Source organism: Shinella sp. 20P9.1.1, from assembly GCF_057798995.1.
Window position 1 is genome coordinate 131,327 of record NZ_JBYOLC010000006.1, and the last position, 15,739, is coordinate 147,065.

Below are 15,739 nucleotides of genomic sequence, written 5' to 3' on the forward strand. Positions count from 1 at the left end.
TGAAAAGGCCCGGTTGCCAATGGCAACCGGGCCTTTTTCGTGTCTGCCGGTCTGCTCAGACCGGCTTGTTGTGCGCCTGGAACAGCTTTCCGCGCTCGGCGATCAAAACGAAGATCAGGCCGATGATCGAGAGCGAGAAGAAGCCCGTGACCAGCGGTAGCGCTGTGCCGTTGAAAGACTGGCCGATGATCGCGCCGATCACCGTGCCGCCGGCCGTGCCCATGAAGCCGAGCACCGAGGAGGCCGTGCCGGCGACGTGGCCGAGCGGCTCCATGGCGAGCGAGTTGAAGTTCGAACCGATCCAGCCGAACTGGAACATCGCGAGCGCGAAGAGCACGATGAAGACCGGGAACGGCACATGGCCGGGCCACGCCAGCGTCAGCGCCAGCCACAGCGTATTGACCGTCAGGAAGCCCACGAGGGCGCCATGCGACAGCTTGCGCATGCCGAACCGGCCGACCAGCTTGGCGTTGACGAAGGACGACAGCGCCATGAAGGCGGCGACGGCAGCGAAAGCAACGGGGAACCAGACGCCGAGGCCGTAGATGCCGACATAGATCTGCTGCGCGGAGTTGATGAACCCGAACAGCGCGCCGAAGATGAAGGTGCTTGCCAGCGTGTAGCACAGCGCCACGCGGTCCGTCAGAACGATGCGGAAGCCGCCGAGGATGGAGCGCACCGTAAAGGGACGCACGTCGTCCTCATGCAGCGTTTCCGGCAGGCGGATGTACATCCAGGCCCAGACGATCATCGCGACGACGGCCATGAAGGCGAAGATCAAATGCCAGTTGCCGAACAGCATGACGACCTGGCCGATGCTTGGCGCCATGACGGGGATTACCATGAAGACCATCATGATCAGCGACATGACCTCCGCCATAGCGCGCCCGCCAAAAATGTCGCGGACGATCGAGACGGTGATGACGCGCATGGCCGCCGAGCCGATGCCCTGAATGAAGCGGACGGCAAGCAGGGCGGCAAAGCTCGGCACGAAGATCGCCGCGATCGATGAGACGACATAGATGCCGAGGCCGACGAACATCGGCACGCGCCGGCCGAAGCGGTCGGAGATCGGGCCGTAGAGCAGCTGCGCGAAGGCGAAGCCGATCAGATAGGCCGAGATGACATATTGCCGGTGGTTCTCGTTTTCGACGCCGAGGCTGGCGCCGATCTGCTGGAGGCCGGGCAGCATGATGTCGATGGCGAGCGCATTGAGCGCCATCAGGAACGCCATGAGCGCAATGAATTCTATCTTGCCCATGCCTTTGAGGCGCTGGGAAGATTCGGGGGAAAGTCCAGACATATCAATTCATTCCATAAAAGAGATAAGGCGCCGCTGGGGTGCGGCGCCTTTGAAAAGCTTGCCGGCCGGAAGACCGTGAAGCGTCAGGCAGCGCCCTTGATCGAAATACCCTGTTCCTGAAGGTGAGACTGCAGCTCGCCCGACTGGAACATTTCACGCACGATGTCGCAACCGCCGATGAACTCACCCTTGACGTAAAGCTGCGGGATGGTCGGCCAGTTGGAATAATCCTTGATACCCTGGCGGATGTCGGCATCGGCGAGCACGTTGATGCCCTTGTAGTCCACACCCACGTAATCAAGGATCTGCACGACCTGACCGGAGAAGCCACACTGCGGAAATTCCGGCGTGCCCTTGAGGAACAGGACGACGTCGTTGGTCTTCACTTCGTTGGCGATGAAATCGTGGATGCCGCTCATAGTCGTATTCCCTAGCAAATCGGCTTCAAGGGCCGATGCGATGAACCATGCGCCCTAAATAACAACCTCGGGTGACAAATGCCAGAAGGCCCTCAGGAAAAAGTAAGCGGGGTTGCCTTAGCAAATCCTGGGTGTTGCGCCGTTGCCGCGCCTATTGGGTGCCGTCGCAGCGGCTCGCGCCGGTGGCCGTCACGCTGCCATCGGCAAAATCCAAGGTCTTTTCGACTGTGATGACCGTGCCGAAACCGTTTGCCTGAAACTCCGCGAAGCCGGGGCAGGTGTCGGGCGTCCCCTCGACCGTGCGCTCCCAGAAGACGAGCTGGCCGTCGCGAACCTCGAAGGCATCGGAGGGCGCATCGAGCAGCACCGTACCCTCGTCCAGATCGTGCACGACGACATCGCCCTGCGGGCCTGTCGAGCGGCTCAGCACGAGGATGTTGCCTTCCAGCGCATAGAACCACAGGGGATCGCCGGGTTCACCGATGATGTCGTCCGCTTCATCCGGGTCAAAACGGCAAGCCGACGTCGTGCCCGGCTCGATGGCCGTCACGGCGATCTGCGCGCCCGGCTCTTCGCCATAGGCTTTCACGGCGACGCGGTAGCTGTCGCTGGAATGGCACTCGACCTCCTGCGCTGCCGCGGGCAAAGCAACAAGGGAGATGCCAAGCGACAGGATGGCGAGACGCATCGCGGGATCCGAGGCCGCTGGATCAGCGGCTGCGCTGGCGGGAGCGACTGGCCGCCGTACGTCGGCGGCTCGTCTGTTTGCGGGCCGGCTTCAGCGCGGCCTCAAGAATATCGCCGAGGATGCCGCCGGAGGCCTTCTTGCGCGTTGTCGTCCTGCGGCGCGTGCGCTTGGTGGTCGCGGTCTTGCGCACGCCGGTCTTCTTCAACACCTCTTTCAAGGCTGCATTGACCACGCCGGAAACGAGTTCATCGAGAAGGCCCGCCATGACGGATCAGTCCGGAATGGAAGTCTGGAGGGCAAGGGCGTGCAGAACGCCGCCCATATTGCCCTTCAAGGCGTCGTAAACCATCTGGTGCTGCTGCACGCGGGTCTTGCCGCGGAAGGCTTCCGCGACGACCTCGGCTGCATAATGGTCACCGTCGCCAGCAAGATCGCGGATGACCACCTTCGCTCCGGGAATGCCGGATTTGATGAGGTCTTCGATATCGCCGGGTGACATGGCCATGAAACTGCTCCCTTATTTATTCTGCGGCGGCAGCGGCGTTGCCGTTGCCATCCATGAAATCAGGGAACCACGATTCATGGGTGCTGCGCAATTGCTCAATCGGCAGCGAGAACAGCCCATCCACGGCCAGTGCATCGCCGACGACCGTGCCGAGGCGGCGGAACGGAATGCCCGCACCTTCCGCATTGGCTGAGACGAAGTTGGCGAGATCGGCCGGAACCGTGAGCACATAGCGGGCCTGGTCTTCACCGAAGAGCAGCGCATGCGCCGGACCGTGCGCCTCGGAAAGGTCGATCTTGGCGCCCTTGCCGGAGGCCATGACCATTTCGGCGAGTGCGATGGCGAGGCCGCCCGAGGAAATGTCGTGGCAGGCGGTGACCTGGCCGTTGCGGATGGCCGAGCGCACGAAATCGCCGTTGCGGCGTTCGGCATGCAGGTCGACTTCCGGAGCAGGGCCGTCGATCTTGCCGACGACGTCGCGCAAATAGACGGACTGCCCGAGATGGCTGCCGTCGGTGCCGATGAGGATCAGGTGGTCGCCATCCTTGGCGCCGCCGATCTTGGCCATGACGGACCAGTCGGGCAGCAGGCCGACGCCGGCAATGGTCGGTGTCGGCAGGATCGCGATGCCGTTCGTCTCGTTGTAGAGCGAGACATTGCCGGAAACGATCGGGAAATCGAGCGCGCGGCAGGCTTCGCCAATGCCCTGGATGGCCTTGACGAACTGGCCCATGATCTCGGGCTTTTCCGGGTTGCCGAAGTTCAGGTTGTCGGTGGAGGCGAGCGGCTCGGCACCGGTCGCCGTGATATTGCGCCAGCATTCGGCGACGGCCTGCTTGCCGCCTTCGAACGGATCGGCCTCGACATAACGCGGGGTGACGTCGGAGGAAAAGGCGAGCGCCTTGGAGGCATGGCCTTCGACGCGCACGACGCCGGCATCGCCGCCGGGGATCTGCAGGGAATTGCCCTGGATCAACGTATCATACTGCTCATAGACCCAGCGGCGGCTCGACTGGTTCGGCGAACCGACAAGCTTCAGCACGGCCTCGCCATAATTGGCGGGCTCTTCCACCAGATTGGCCGGCAACGGTGCGGGCTTGCCCGGCTCGCGCCAGGGGCGATCGTATTCCGGGGCTTCGTCACCCAGTTCCTTGATCGGCAGGTTCGCGACTTCCTCGCCCTGATGCAGGATGCGGAAGCGCAGGTCATCCGTCGTGGTGCCGACGATGGCGAAGGCGAGACCCCACTTGATGAAGATCGCCTTGGCGACTTCTTCCTTGGCGGGCTCGAGAACCATGAGCATGCGCTCCTGGCTCTCCGACAGCATCATCTCGTAAGCCGTCATCTGTTCTTCGCGGACAGGCACGAGATCGAGGTTCAGTTCGATGCCGAGGTCGCCCTTGGCGCCCATTTCGACGGCCGAGCAGGTGAGGCCGGCAGCACCCATGTCCTGGATGGCGATGACGGCGCCGGTCTGCATCAGCTCGAGGCAGGCTTCCAGCAGGCACTTTTCGGTGAAGGGGTCGCCGACCTGTACGGTGGGGCGCTTCTCCTCGATGGATTCGTCGAATTCGGCCGATGCCATGGTCGCGCCGCCGACGCCGTCACGGCCGGTCTTGGCGCCGAGATAGACGACCGGCAGGCCGACGCCCTTGGCTTCCGATAGGAAGATGGCGTTGGACTTGGCCAGGCCGGCGGCAAAGGCGTTGACGAGAATGTTGCCGTTGTAGCGCGGGTCAAACTCGACCTCGCCGCCGACGGTCGGCACGCCGAAGGAATTGCCGTAGCCACCGACACCAGCAACGACGCCCGAGACGAGGTGGCGGGTCTTCGGATGGCTCGGTTCACCGAAGCGCAGCGCGTTCATTGCCGCGACCGGGCGGGCACCCATGGTGAAGACGTCGCGCAGGATGCCGCCGACGCCGGTCGCGGCACCCTGGTAGGGCTCGATATAGGAGGGGTGGTTGTGGCTCTCCATCTTGAAGACGACGCAGTCGCCGTCATCGATATCGACCACGCCGGCATTTTCGCCCGGACCCTGGATGACGCGCGGCCCCTTGGTCGGTAGCGTGCGCAGCCAGCGCTTGGAAGACTTGTAGGAGCAGTGCTCGTTCCACATGGCCGAAAAGATGCCGAGTTCGGTGAAGGTCGGCTCGCGGCCGATCAGCGAGAGGATGCGGTCGTATTCATCCGGCTTCAGCCCGTGGGCGGCAATCAGCTCCGGGGTGATCGGGCGGGTGTTCGAAATGGTCATCGTCGCTCGTCTTGTCGTGGAGGGCAGGATTGCCGTCTCTTTAACCCAAGCCGACTTGTCGCGCGACAGGAAAATGACCCTCAAACACAAGAGAACGCGGCTTTCAGGCCGGGCTGTCATAGCCCGTCGGTGCGTTTTCCAAGAGCCGGCGCAGCCGCATCAGGCCGCCGGCGACCTCTTCGCGGTCTGCCGGCGAGGAGAGGCCGATGCGCACGCGATGAAAGGTCTTTTCCGAGCGCCCGGCTTTGAACTCGTCCTCGTCGTCGATGAGGATGTCTTCGGCGAAGGCCGCTTGCCGGAACGTACCCGACAGCCAGGGATCCGGCAGCTTCAGCCAGAGGAACGGCACGCGCGGATGCGAGTTGAAATCGAGCCCCTCGAAGATTTTGCGCGCATGCGCCTCGCGGATGCCGACCTCTTCGGAGACTTTTGCGCGGATGGCATCGGCCATGCCTGACAGGACGAGGCGGGCGGCAAGCTCGGCGAGCAGGAAGGGCAGGCCGCCGCTCACCATCTTGTGGGCGATGCGCACGCGCTGCGCCAGATGCGGCGGGCAGGCGATCCAGCCGCCTCGCACGCCGGCCGCGACACTCTTCGACAGGCCGCCGACGAGGAAGGTGCGCTCGGGCGCGATTTCGGCCAGCAGCGGAATGTCGTCATTGGCCGTCGCCCCATAGAGATTGTCCTCCACGAGGAAGACATTGTGCCGCTTGGCGATGGCGGCAATAGCCCGGCGGCGCTCTTCCGGCATGGTGACGAGTGTCGGGTTCTGGGCGCCGGACATCAGGAAGGCGAGCTTGGGATGCTGCTGCACGCAGACCCGCTCGAAATCCTCGGGGATGACGCCGTAAGCATCCGAATCGACCAGTGCGGTCTGCCGGCCGAGCAGGGCGGTGCCACGGCTGACCTGCGAATAGGTGACATGCTCGAAGACGATGCGGTCTCCCGGCGATGTGATGACCGACACGGCGGCAATGACGGCGGCATGCGCCCCGAGCGTCGGGACGATGCTTTCCTGCGCCGGCTGCCAGTCACCGCGCTTCAGCCATTGGCGGCCGGCCTCAAGCCAGTGCGACGGGAAATTCCGGGTATAGCTTGAAATCTCGTTCGGCTGCTCGCGGCAGATGGCTGAGAGGATATCGGTGACAATGGCCGATTGTCCCACATCCGTGGCCGCCGTCGTATCGAAGCGCAGCTTGCCGGGCGGTGCATTGGCGGCGCGGGTGCCGACGAGACGGGCACTCACCGGGTCGATGCCCGTGGCCGCATCGTCATTGTCGGGAGAGCCCAGGACATAGGTTCCGCGCCCGACCTCGCCACTGACGAGCCCGCGCTCGCGTACCATGCTGTAGGCGCGGCTGACCGTGCCGATCGTCACACCGATATCGTAGGCGAGGTTGCGTTGCGGGGGCAATTTGCTGCCGGAGGCGAGCATGCCCGTGTTGATGGCCTGCTCGATCTGGTCGGCGATGCGAACATAGAGCGGGCCGTCGGAGGCCTGAAGATTGGGAAGCCAATTTGTCATGGTGGCAATTCTTATATTGCACCGTTCTTGAAGTCAATTATCTCCTGAATGCACCGATTGTCACGCTCCCAGTGGCATGTCAGGAGAAAGTTCCATGGCAATTGATACAATCTTCATCGAGGGCGAATTTAAGCGCCCCGCTTCCATTCGCGGATTGCTCTATCGCTCATCGCTCGGCGTGCGGGCATGGTGGGTCAAGCGCCGCACGCGCCACGCGCTTGTCGAGATGACGGAAGAGCAGTTGCGCGATATCGGCGTCACCCGCAGCGACGCGCGGCGCGAAATCGGCAAATCGTTCTATTGGGATTGAGGGCTGATCAGCAGCCCTTGCCGCCTGCCGCCCAGCGCTGGACGTCGGTCGCGATGCGCGCGCCGACTGGTTCGGCCATCAGGGGGCCGAAGGCGTCGAGCTTGGCCGGGCTGCCCTCCGCCTGCACGACGAGCAGCGGGCGCGATTCCGGCGAGTTGCGGTGCACGACGAGAATGCGCGGCCGGCCGGAGAAGGAGTTCAGCTCCGGCGCGAGGCGATAGGCCTTGAAGGCTGGATCACCCGATTTGAACCAGCAGCTGTTGGCGCCGAGCGCCACGCGTTCCATGGTCGGCAGTGCAGCACCACCCACCTTCGGCGGCGGCGTCTTCGTCTGGCAAGCGGCCAGAGCCGCGGCGGCAACGAGCGGCAGGAGGAGCTTGGCGGAGAGACGAGGGCGCATGTAAAGCCTTTCGGGTATGGACATGCGCCCTTGATAACAACAGCGGGTTAAGCAGCGATTACGTCGAGCACCGACGCGAAGAGCGCGCGGCCATCCGAACCGCCATGGGCGGCCTCGATGAGGTTTTCCGGGTGCGGCATCAGGCCAAGCACATTGCCCTTGGCATTCATCACGCCGGCAATGTCGTTGATCGAGCCGTTCGGGTTCGTGCCTTCTGCGTAACGGAAAACGACCTGGCCGTTGCCTTCGATCGTAGCCAGCGTCTCAGCATCGGCGAAGAAGTTGCCGTCATGGTGGGCGACGGGGCAGCGGATGATCTGGCCCTTGTCATAGGCGCGGGTGAAGTCCGTATCGGCATTCGCCACTTCGAGCTTCACTTCGCGGCAGACGAATTTCAGCGAGGCATTGCGCATCAAGGCACCCGGCAGCAGGCCCGCTTCGAGCAGGATCTGGAAGCCATTGCACACGCCCAGAACCTTCACGCCGGCTTCGGCCTTCGCCTTGATCGCCTGCATGACGGGCATGCGGGCGGCAATGGCGCCGCAGCGCAGGTAATCACCATAGGAGAAGCCACCGGGGATGACGATGAGGTCGACATCCGGCAGGTCCGTTTCCGTCTGCCAGACGGTGACCGGCGCGGTGCCGGAAATCTTGGTCAGCGCCGCGATCATGTCGCGGTCACGGTTGAGGCCGGGGAGCTGGACGACGGCGGACTTCATGGGTGTGGTTCAAACCTTGCCTGGGCCTCGGCGAGTTCACGCACCTCGAGGCGTTTTTCGATATGGTCGAGACGCTGGTCCATGTTGGCCAGGCGCGAATAGATGTGGTGAACATCCTGCTGAACTGTAACGATCGCTCCTCGCGTCGTGATCATCTCACTGCGAAGATCGGAAAGCCCTATGTCCAATTTGTCCATTCGGGCATGGATGCTTTTCAGCACCTCGTTCAGCAGTTCGTTCGTGACATCTGCCATTGTCTATCTCCCTCAACCGTCAGGCGAGGGCGATAGTATAGTTCTCGATTACCGTGTTGGCCAGCAGCTTCTCGCACATGGCCTTGAGGTCGGCTTCGGCCTTGGCGCGGTCGGCGGTGGCGAGTTCGAGATCGAACACCTTGCCCTGGCGGATGCCGCTAACGCCGTCGAAACCGAGGCTGCCGAGCGCGCCTTCGATGGCCTTGCCCTGCGGGTCGAGAACGCCGTTCTTGAGCGTGACCGTTACGCGTGCCTTGATCATGTCTTCCTCTTCAAACCAAAATCCCAAGCGCCGGGCAGGCGCCGATTACTTGACCAGAACCGGGCCGGTGCCGCGCGGGGGCTCGTTCTCGTTGATGATGCCGAGGCGGCGGGCGACTTCCTGATAGGCTTCGAGAAGCCCGCCGAGATCGCGGCGGAAGCGGTCCTTGTCCATCTTTTCCTGCGTGGCTATATCCCACAGGCGGCAGCTGTCGGGCGAGATCTCGTCGGCGATGATGATGCGCATCATGTCGCCCTCGAAGAGGCGGCCGCATTCGATCTTGAAATCGACGAGCTGGATGCCGACGCCGAGGAAGAGACCGGACAGGAAGTCGTTGACGCGGATGGCGAGCGCCATGATGTCGTCGAGTTCCTGCGGGCTTGCCCAGCCGAAAGCCGTAATGTGCTCTTCGGAGACCATCGGGTCTTCGAGCGCATCGGCCTTGAAGTAGAATTCGATGATCGAGCGTGGCAGCACGGTGCCTTCCTCGATGCCGAGGCGCTTGGAGAGCGAGCCGGCGGCGACGTTGCGCACGACGACCTCGAGCGGGATGATCTCGACTTCCTTGATCAGCTGCTCGCGCATGTTCAGGCGGCGGATGAAGTGGGTCGGAATGCCCATCTTGTTCAGCTGCGTGAAGAGGTACTCGGAAATCCGGTTGTTGAGCACACCCTTGCCGTCGATGACGTCATGCTTCTTCTTGTTGAAGGCGGTCGCATCATCCTTGAAGAACTGGATCAGCGTGCCCGGCTCAGGGCCCTCATAAAGGATCTTGCCCTTGCCCTCGTAAATACGGCGGCGACGGTTCATGATTTTTCTCTGTTGTTGGCGCGCTTGGGCTCGCGCAGGTGTCGTTCGTTTGCGCTCCCTTAAACGAAATGCCACAGTTTAACAATCGCCGCGATGCCCGATCCCCCGTTTTCCGGCGTTCCGGCAAGTTTCAGCGGGGACGAAAGTTCGCATTGCACTTTTGCCGTCGTTTTGATTTATGGGCGTGGAAGCCTAAAGGGTGAAAGAATCTACGGGAGTCATAGATGACCAGCATGCAGGATCGGGAAAAGGCCTTCGAGGCCAAGTTCGCGCTGGACGAGGAACTGCGCTTCAGGGCCGAAGCACGCCGCAACAAGCTGGTCGGCCTGTGGGCTGCAGGCCTGCTCGGCAAGACCGGTGAAGAAGCGGACGCCTACGCCAAGGACGTCGTTGCCGCTGATTTCGAAGAAGTCGGCCATGAAGACGTCGTGCGCAAGGTGAAGGCCGATCTCGACGCCGGCGGCGTTGCCCGCAGCGAAGATGAGATCCGCGTTCAGATGATCGAGCTTCTCGCCGTTGCGATCTCGCAGCTCGAAGCCAAGTAATCGCGCCATATCATATTCGCTTGAAACGCCGTCCGGTTCTGCCGGGCGGCTTTTTTGTTGCGTTGTGTATCAGCGGTTGACGGCGCGGCGGACTTCGTTCTGCAGGTCGCGCACATTGCCCGCCTCGAGCCGCCACTCCTCGCGCCGCACGAAATCGGGAATTGCCTGTGCCGGCATGGGCCGGGCAAGGGCATAGCCCTGCAAAATGTCGCAGCCGAGATCGCGCATGATGGCAACATGGGCCGGCGTCTCGACGCCTTCGGCCACGACCTCGATGTTGAGGGAGCGGCCGATCTCGACGATCGTGCCGACCAGCTTGCGCTGCCCCGGCGAGCGGCTCACCGGCTTGACGAGCTGGCGGTCGATCTTCAGCCGGCGTGGGCTGAGCTTCATCAGGCTGACGATGGACGCATGGCCGGTGCCGAAATCGTCGATTTCGATATCGATACCGAGCTTACGCATCTCCGCGAGGTTTTCCAGCACGGTGCGGTCGCAATCGTCGAGGAAGATGGATTCCAGGAGTTCGAAGGACAGCGATTGCGGCTTGATATCAAGCGTGCGCAGCGAGCGCCCCAGTTCCGGGTCATGCAGGCGCTTGGAGGAGACATTCGACGAGATCTTGCCGATACCCAGTCCGAGCGACTGCCACTCGGCAAAGTCCGCGAGCGACTTTTCCAGCACGATCCGGTCGATCGTGGCGACGCAATCGAGATCCTCGGCGATCTTCAGGAAGGTGTCGGGTGCCAGGATGCCGCGTGTCGGGTGATCCCAGCGCGCCAAGGTCTCGACGCCGATGATGTCGAGCGTGCGGGCGCAGAATTGCGGCTGGTAATAGGGCAGGAAGCGGCTCTGCTCGATGCCGGACAGGATTTCGTCGGCCGTCTGCTTGTTGACGATGATCTGCGCCTGGAAGTCGCTGGTGAAGAATTCGTGCCGGCTGCGGCCGCGGTTCTTGGCGCGGTAGAGCGCAAGGTCGGCATTGACCAGCAGCTGCTTGGCGTCGATCGCCGCACCCGACTGGCTGGCAATGCCGACGGAGGCGCCGAACCGGCAGATATGGCCGTTGAAGGTCACGGGCTTGCGCATCGCCTCGACGATCGCCTCGGCGAGCACAGCCAGATTGCGTCCGTTCGGGCCGGAGGAAAGGAACACGAACTCGTCTCCGCCGATACGCGCGACGAAGTCGCCATCGCCTTTCAGTTCGCGGAGAACTCCTGCGGCATGGATCAACATCTGGTCGCCGGCGAGATGGCCGAGCGTGTCGTTGATTTCCTTGAAGCGGTCGAGGTCGATATGCAGCACGGCGAGGCGGCTGCCGGTCTGCTGCGCCTGCCTGGCGGCGTCCTCGATGGTGGCGTCGAGATAGCGGCGGTTCGGCAGGCCGGTCAGGTGATCATGCAGGGCGGTATATTCGATGCGTGCCTTGGCGCTTTCGAGTTCGCCCGCGCGGGCCTCTGCCAGTTCCTTCGCGCGCGTCAGCTCTTCCTGCAGCTTGACGTCGTCGGTCACATCCCAGTTGGCACCGATGAGGCGGGGCACACCGGTCGTATCGACATAGGGCGCGGAACGGCCGCGCAGGTGGCGGATTTCGCCGTCACCTCTGATGATACGAAATTCGTTGGCGAAATCCTTGCCGTTGAAGACCCCGTCCTGCACCTTGGTGGTAGCCTTGCGCTGATCCAGAGGGTGCAGCGCGCGTTCCCAGGTCGTGGCATTAGGCTCTTCCGTCAGGCCGTATATCTCGACCATGCGGTCGTCCCACTGGACTTCGCTGGTCTTGAGATTGACCTCGAAGACACCGATGCGCGAGACGTCGAGCGCCAGTTCGAGGCGGCGCGACATCTGGGCAAGGCGTTCTTCGGCCTCCTTGCGCTCGGTAATATCGGTATCGGTGCCGGCGATGCGGCTCGGCTTGCCGTCCGGACCATATTCCACGACGGCGCCGCGGCTTTCGATCCAGACCCAATGGCCTTCCTTATGCCGTTCGCGATAGGAAAAGACGCTAAAAGGCGTCTGGCCGGTTTCCTGCTTCTTGATCTCGCCGATGACATGCGCCCGGTCGTCGGGATGCACGCTCTGGATCCAGCTTTCCAGCGAGCTGTCGATTGCATCATCCGGCTGCAGGCCGCGGATGGCGCGCCACTGGCGGGAATAGAACAGGTCGCCGCGGGAGAAATCGTGGTCCCAGACGCCTTGCCCGGCGGATTCCAACGCATGGTTCCATCTCGCCTCGCGCTCGGCGAGCTCCAGCGCGTTGCGCTTGCGTTCGTCGATATCGATGGTCTGCACAATCATTGCAGGCGGCGTGGCTTCGCCGGGAGGGGCAGGCGGCTCTATGAAGGAGGCGAGAACCCAGAATTCAGTGCCATCAGGCCTTTGGAGGCGGATTTCCCAGGGTGCCTGTTCGGCTGATTTGGGGCGCATCGCATAGGCGATGATCGAGCGGTCCTTGGCGGATACGCAGGCGTCGAAACGAGGCAGGTCTTCGAGCGCGGTAACGGCAAAGGAGCGCAGCAGCGTGGCATTCGCCTCGACGATACGGCCTTCTGCATCGAGTGCCGCGAAGCCGAAGCCGGACCGCGCGAAAAGCTGACGATACAGCGGTTCACGTTCCGTTTTTTCCACAGCAAGGGAGGTCGAACCGGGTGGTTTGGCCATGAAACGCGGCGCCTGCAAAGAACTCAACAGTCGCAGCGTGCAGGATTTCTATGAAATTCCTCTTAATGGCGAAATGCAGACGGCCGTCAGGCCGGCGGCTTGAGCTTGCTGAGGAATTGCGCGAACACCATGGTTCCCTCCGGCCAGGGGCCGTGGCCAGACTCGGTGTTGATATGTCCGGCTTCACCGGCATCGAGCAGCAGCGAACCCCACGCCGCGGCGATGTCGTCGGCATGCTCATAGGCCCCGAACGGATCGTTGCGGCTGGCGACGACCAGCGACGGGAAGGCAAGCGGCTCGCGCGAATAGGGGCCGAACGTCGTCAGATGCGCCGGCTCGATATCCGGTTTGGTGAGATCCGGCGGCGCGACGAGGAACGCACCGGCCACCTTGTTGCCGAGATGCGGCGCGGCATGGATGGCCGCTGCGACGCCGAGAGAATGCGCAACCAGCACAACGGGCTTTGAGGCCGCCGCGACTTCATCGGCGATCCGCTGCACCCAGTCTTCGCGCACCGGCTTTTCCCACTCCGCCTGCTCGACACGGCGCGCCGAGCCGAGCTTGGACTGCCAGCGGCTCTGCCAATGGTCAGGCCCGGAATTGGTGTGGCCGGGAACGATGAGGATGTCTGCTTCTGAGGCTTTCATGCGCCCGGATGTGCGTTCACGAAGTGCTGAAGTCAAGAGGGTGGGACAAATCGGTCCGGCAGGTGTATGATTCCCGTTCTCAATGCCAATCACGGCCCACCGTGGTGGCGGACGATTGCCCTCCACACGCGCGGATGCCGTGACGGTTGAAAACCGGCAGGAGGAATGGTCATGACGACTTTTCATGTGATGGCGGGTGCCCGTGATATGGTGACACGGCCCGCCGTGCGGCGGATCGGGTTGTCCGATATTCGGGATGCGCTGGCGCGGGGTTTCGACGATTTCCGCGCCAAACCGTCCCACTATGTTTTCCTGAGCCTTATCTATCCGATTTCGGGCGTGGTGCTCGTCACCTGGAGTTCCGGTGCGAACATGCTGCCGCTGATCTTTCCGCTGATTGCGGGGTTCGCGCTGCTCGGGCCGTTCCTCGCGCTCGGCCTCTACGAGATCAGCCGGCGGCGCGAGCGCGGCATGGACACGTCCTGGCGCCATGCGCTGGAGGTGCGTCATTCGTCGGCCTTGCCATCCATCCTCGCCGTCGGCGCCATGCTGACGGTGCTATTCGTGGCGTGGCTGGTCTTTGCCCAGATGCTCTATACCAGCCTGTTCGGGCCGGAACCGCCGCGGTCGCTGGCGCTCTTCCTAGCCTCCATCTTCAGCTCCGAAAACGGGCTGCTCCTGATGCTGGCGGGCAATGCCATCGGCTTCTGCTTTGCGCTTATCGTGCTCGCGACGACCGTCATCGCTTTTCCGCTGATGCTCGACCGGGATATCGGTGCCGTCGCGGCCATCGAGACGTCGTTGCGTGCGACGCTCGTCAATCCGGTGCCGATCGCCTGCTGGGGTCTCATCGTCGCGGCCCTGCTGATCGTCGGCTCCGTTCCGCTCTTCGTCGGCCTTGCGGTGATCACGCCGATCCTCGGCCATGCCACTTGGCATCTATACCGCAAGGTCGTCGTCGAGGAACGGTAGCCCGCTGTTTCGTGGGCGGCGCCGCTTGGAGGAGAACGTCGCTGTCTGCCAGAGGGGAGCGATGGCGCCACTGGCGCCATCGCTGCTGTCAAAGGTCGATCAGACCGTGCCGAAGACGCGGCGGAAGATCGTGTCGACGTGCTTGGTGTGGTAGCCGAGATCGAACTTTTCGCGGATCTGTTCCTCGGTGAGGGCGGCACGCACTTCGGCGTCGGCGAGCAGTTCCTCGAGGAAGTCCGCGCCCTTTTCCCAGACCTTCATCGCATTGCGCTGCACAAGACGATAGGAATCCTCGCGCGAAACGCCGGCTTGCGTCAGGGCAAGCAGGACGCGCTGCGAGTGAACGAGGCCGCGGAACTTGTTGAGATTCTTCAGCATGTTCTCCGGATAGATCACCAGCTTCTCGACGACGCCGGCAAGCCGGTTCAGCGCGAAGTCGAGCGTGATCGTCGTGTCCGGGCCGATGCCGCGCTCGACGCTGGAATGCGAAATGTCACGCTCGTGCCAGAGTGCGACGTTTTCCATGGCGGGCGTCACGGCCATGCGCACGAGGCGGGCGAGACCCGTGAGGTTTTCCGTGAGCACCGGGTTGCGCTTGTGCGGCATGGCCGACGAACCCTTCTGGCCCGGCGAGAAGAACTCTTCGGCTTCCAGCACTTCCGTGCGCTGCATGTGGCGGATTTCGATTGCGACGTTTTCGATCGAAGAGGCGATGACGCCGAGCGTGGCGAAGAACATGGCGTGACGGTCGCGCGGGATGACCTGCGTGGAGACGGGCTCGGGCGTGAGGCCCAGCTTGGCGCAGACATGCTCTTCGACATACGGGTCGATATTGGCGAAGGTGCCGACGGCACCCGAGATCGCACCGGTCGCGATTTCCGCACGTGCCGCGACGAGGCGGGCGCGGTTGCGGTCCATCTCGGCATAGAAGCGGGCAAGCGTCAGGCCCATCGTCGTCGGCTCAGCATGGATGCCGTGGCTGCGGCCGATGCGGATCGTGTCCTTGTGCTCGAAGGCGCGGGCTTTCAGCGCGGCCAGCACGCGGTCCACGCCGGCAAGCAGGATATCGGCGGCGCGCACGAGCTGGATGTTGAAGGTCGTGTCGAGCACGTCCGACGAGGTCATGCCCTGGTGCACGAAGCGGCTGTCGGGGCCGACGAATTCCGAAAGGTGCGTCAGGAAGGCGATGACGTCATGCTTGGTGACGGCTTCGATCTCGTCGATGCGGGCGACGTCGAATTCCGCCTTGCCACCCTTTTCCCAGATCGTCTCGGCGGCCGATTTCGGGATGACGCCGAGTTCCGCCAGCGCATCGCAGGCATAGGCTTCGATTTCGAACCAGATGCGGAACTTCGTTTCGGGCGACCAGATGGCGACCATGTCCGGTCGGGAATAGCGAGGGATCATCGGCTCTAGACTTTCCTTGGGAGGGTGGGAATTGCCGCCGCTTTAGCAAAGATGGCCGGCA

Annotated in this window: 18 protein-coding genes; 3 read left to right on the top strand and 15 right to left on the bottom strand. The window is 63.0% G+C overall.

Annotation, left to right across the window (positions count from 1 at the left end; all coding sequences use genetic code 11):
- Positions 1-55: 55 nt before the first annotated feature.
- The 7 genes from AC27VQ_RS12565 to AC27VQ_RS12595 all read right to left on the bottom strand — a co-directional run bounded on the left by AC27VQ_RS12565 (position 56) and on the right by AC27VQ_RS12595 (position 6,694).
- On the bottom strand, positions 56-1,261 hold the full coding sequence (locus tag AC27VQ_RS12565) for a multidrug effflux MFS transporter (protein ID WP_488716659.1): 1,206 nt from the start codon (positions 1,259-1,261) through the stop codon (positions 56-58).
- A gap of 125 nt (positions 1,262-1,386) precedes the next feature.
- On the bottom strand, positions 1,387-1,722 hold the full coding sequence (gene grxD / locus AC27VQ_RS12570) for a Grx4 family monothiol glutaredoxin (protein ID WP_257948371.1): 336 nt from the start codon (positions 1,720-1,722) through the stop codon (positions 1,387-1,389).
- A 151-nt stretch (positions 1,723-1,873) separates the two neighbouring features.
- Complete coding sequence (locus tag AC27VQ_RS12575) at positions 1,874-2,410, bottom strand: hypothetical protein (RefSeq protein WP_488716510.1); 537 nt, start codon at positions 2,408-2,410, stop codon at positions 1,874-1,876.
- A 22-nt stretch (positions 2,411-2,432) separates the two neighbouring features.
- Positions 2,433-2,675 (bottom strand): hypothetical protein, encoded by a 243-nt coding sequence (locus AC27VQ_RS12580; RefSeq protein ID WP_488716511.1) that lies wholly within the window; start codon positions 2,673-2,675, stop codon positions 2,433-2,435.
- A gap of 6 nt (positions 2,676-2,681) precedes the next feature.
- A complete protein-coding gene (locus tag AC27VQ_RS12585; RefSeq protein WP_117366205.1) occupies positions 2,682-2,915 on the bottom strand; it encodes a BolA/IbaG family iron-sulfur metabolism protein in 234 nt (77 codons plus the stop codon).
- A 16-nt stretch (positions 2,916-2,931) separates the two neighbouring features.
- Positions 2,932-5,169, bottom strand: coding sequence for a phosphoribosylformylglycinamidine synthase subunit PurL (purL, locus tag AC27VQ_RS12590; protein WP_488716512.1), 2,238 nt, complete (start codon positions 5,167-5,169; stop codon positions 2,932-2,934).
- 103 nt (positions 5,170-5,272) lie between these two features.
- Entirely contained in the window at positions 5,273-6,694 is a 1,422-nt protein-coding gene (locus AC27VQ_RS12595; protein WP_488716513.1) for an aminotransferase-like domain-containing protein, read from the bottom strand.
- A 94-nt stretch (positions 6,695-6,788) separates the two neighbouring features.
- On the opposite strand from AC27VQ_RS12595, the gene AC27VQ_RS12600 reads away from it, so the two are divergent.
- Positions 6,789-7,004, top strand: coding sequence for a DUF1127 domain-containing protein (locus AC27VQ_RS12600; protein ID WP_488716514.1), 216 nt, complete (start codon positions 6,789-6,791; stop codon positions 7,002-7,004).
- 7 nt (positions 7,005-7,011) lie between these two features.
- Here the strand turns inward: AC27VQ_RS12600 and AC27VQ_RS12605 are convergent, their stop codons facing one another.
- From AC27VQ_RS12605 to purC, 5 genes are read right to left on the bottom strand one after another with little or no spacing between them, the layout of a single operon-like run.
- On the bottom strand, positions 7,012-7,404 hold the full coding sequence (locus AC27VQ_RS12605; RefSeq protein ID WP_421593795.1) for a hypothetical protein: 393 nt from the start codon (positions 7,402-7,404) through the stop codon (positions 7,012-7,014).
- 47 nt (positions 7,405-7,451) lie between these two features.
- Positions 7,452-8,123, bottom strand: coding sequence for a phosphoribosylformylglycinamidine synthase subunit PurQ (gene purQ, locus AC27VQ_RS12610; protein WP_488716515.1), 672 nt, complete (start codon positions 8,121-8,123; stop codon positions 7,452-7,454).
- Positions 8,120-8,377: a hypothetical protein gene (locus AC27VQ_RS12615; protein WP_488716516.1), complete on the bottom strand. Its 258-nt coding sequence runs from the start codon at positions 8,375-8,377 to the stop codon at positions 8,120-8,122. The genes purQ and AC27VQ_RS12615 overlap by 4 nt, the downstream gene beginning before the upstream one ends.
- A gap of 19 nt (positions 8,378-8,396) precedes the next feature.
- Positions 8,397-8,639 carry a phosphoribosylformylglycinamidine synthase subunit PurS gene (purS, locus tag AC27VQ_RS12620; RefSeq protein ID WP_421593696.1) on the bottom strand — a complete coding sequence of 81 codons (243 nt, stop codon included), beginning with the start codon at positions 8,637-8,639 and terminating at the stop codon, positions 8,397-8,399.
- A gap of 45 nt (positions 8,640-8,684) precedes the next feature.
- Positions 8,685-9,449: a phosphoribosylaminoimidazolesuccinocarboxamide synthase gene (purC, locus tag AC27VQ_RS12625; protein ID WP_313528771.1), complete on the bottom strand. Its 765-nt coding sequence runs from the start codon at positions 9,447-9,449 to the stop codon at positions 8,685-8,687.
- A gap of 224 nt (positions 9,450-9,673) precedes the next feature.
- Between purC and AC27VQ_RS12630 the strand changes: the two genes are divergently transcribed.
- Positions 9,674-9,994: a DUF1476 domain-containing protein gene (locus tag AC27VQ_RS12630; RefSeq protein WP_488716517.1), complete on the top strand. Its 321-nt coding sequence runs from the start codon at positions 9,674-9,676 to the stop codon at positions 9,992-9,994.
- Positions 9,995-10,063: 69 nt separating this feature from the next.
- Here the strand turns inward: AC27VQ_RS12630 and AC27VQ_RS12635 are convergent, their stop codons facing one another.
- Together AC27VQ_RS12635 and AC27VQ_RS12640 are read right to left on the bottom strand one after the other, a co-directional pair.
- Positions 10,064-12,652, bottom strand: a complete 2,589-nt coding sequence (locus tag AC27VQ_RS12635) for a sensor domain-containing protein (protein WP_488716518.1) — start codon at positions 12,650-12,652, stop codon at positions 10,064-10,066.
- An 86-nt stretch (positions 12,653-12,738) separates the two neighbouring features.
- Positions 12,739-13,299, bottom strand: coding sequence for an RBBP9/YdeN family alpha/beta hydrolase (locus AC27VQ_RS12640; RefSeq protein ID WP_488716519.1), 561 nt, complete (start codon positions 13,297-13,299; stop codon positions 12,739-12,741).
- Between the two features lie 171 nt (positions 13,300-13,470).
- Between AC27VQ_RS12640 and AC27VQ_RS12645 the strand changes: the two genes are divergently transcribed.
- Positions 13,471-14,271: a DUF2189 domain-containing protein gene (locus tag AC27VQ_RS12645; RefSeq protein ID WP_488716520.1), complete on the top strand. Its 801-nt coding sequence runs from the start codon at positions 13,471-13,473 to the stop codon at positions 14,269-14,271.
- 99 nt (positions 14,272-14,370) lie between these two features.
- Here the strand turns inward: AC27VQ_RS12645 and purB are convergent, their stop codons facing one another.
- The gene (purB, locus tag AC27VQ_RS12650) at positions 14,371-15,678 is read right to left on the bottom strand and encodes an adenylosuccinate lyase (protein ID WP_488716521.1); all 1,308 of its coding nucleotides are present in this window, start codon (positions 15,676-15,678) and stop codon (positions 14,371-14,373) included.
- Positions 15,679-15,739: the final 61 nt, after the last annotated feature.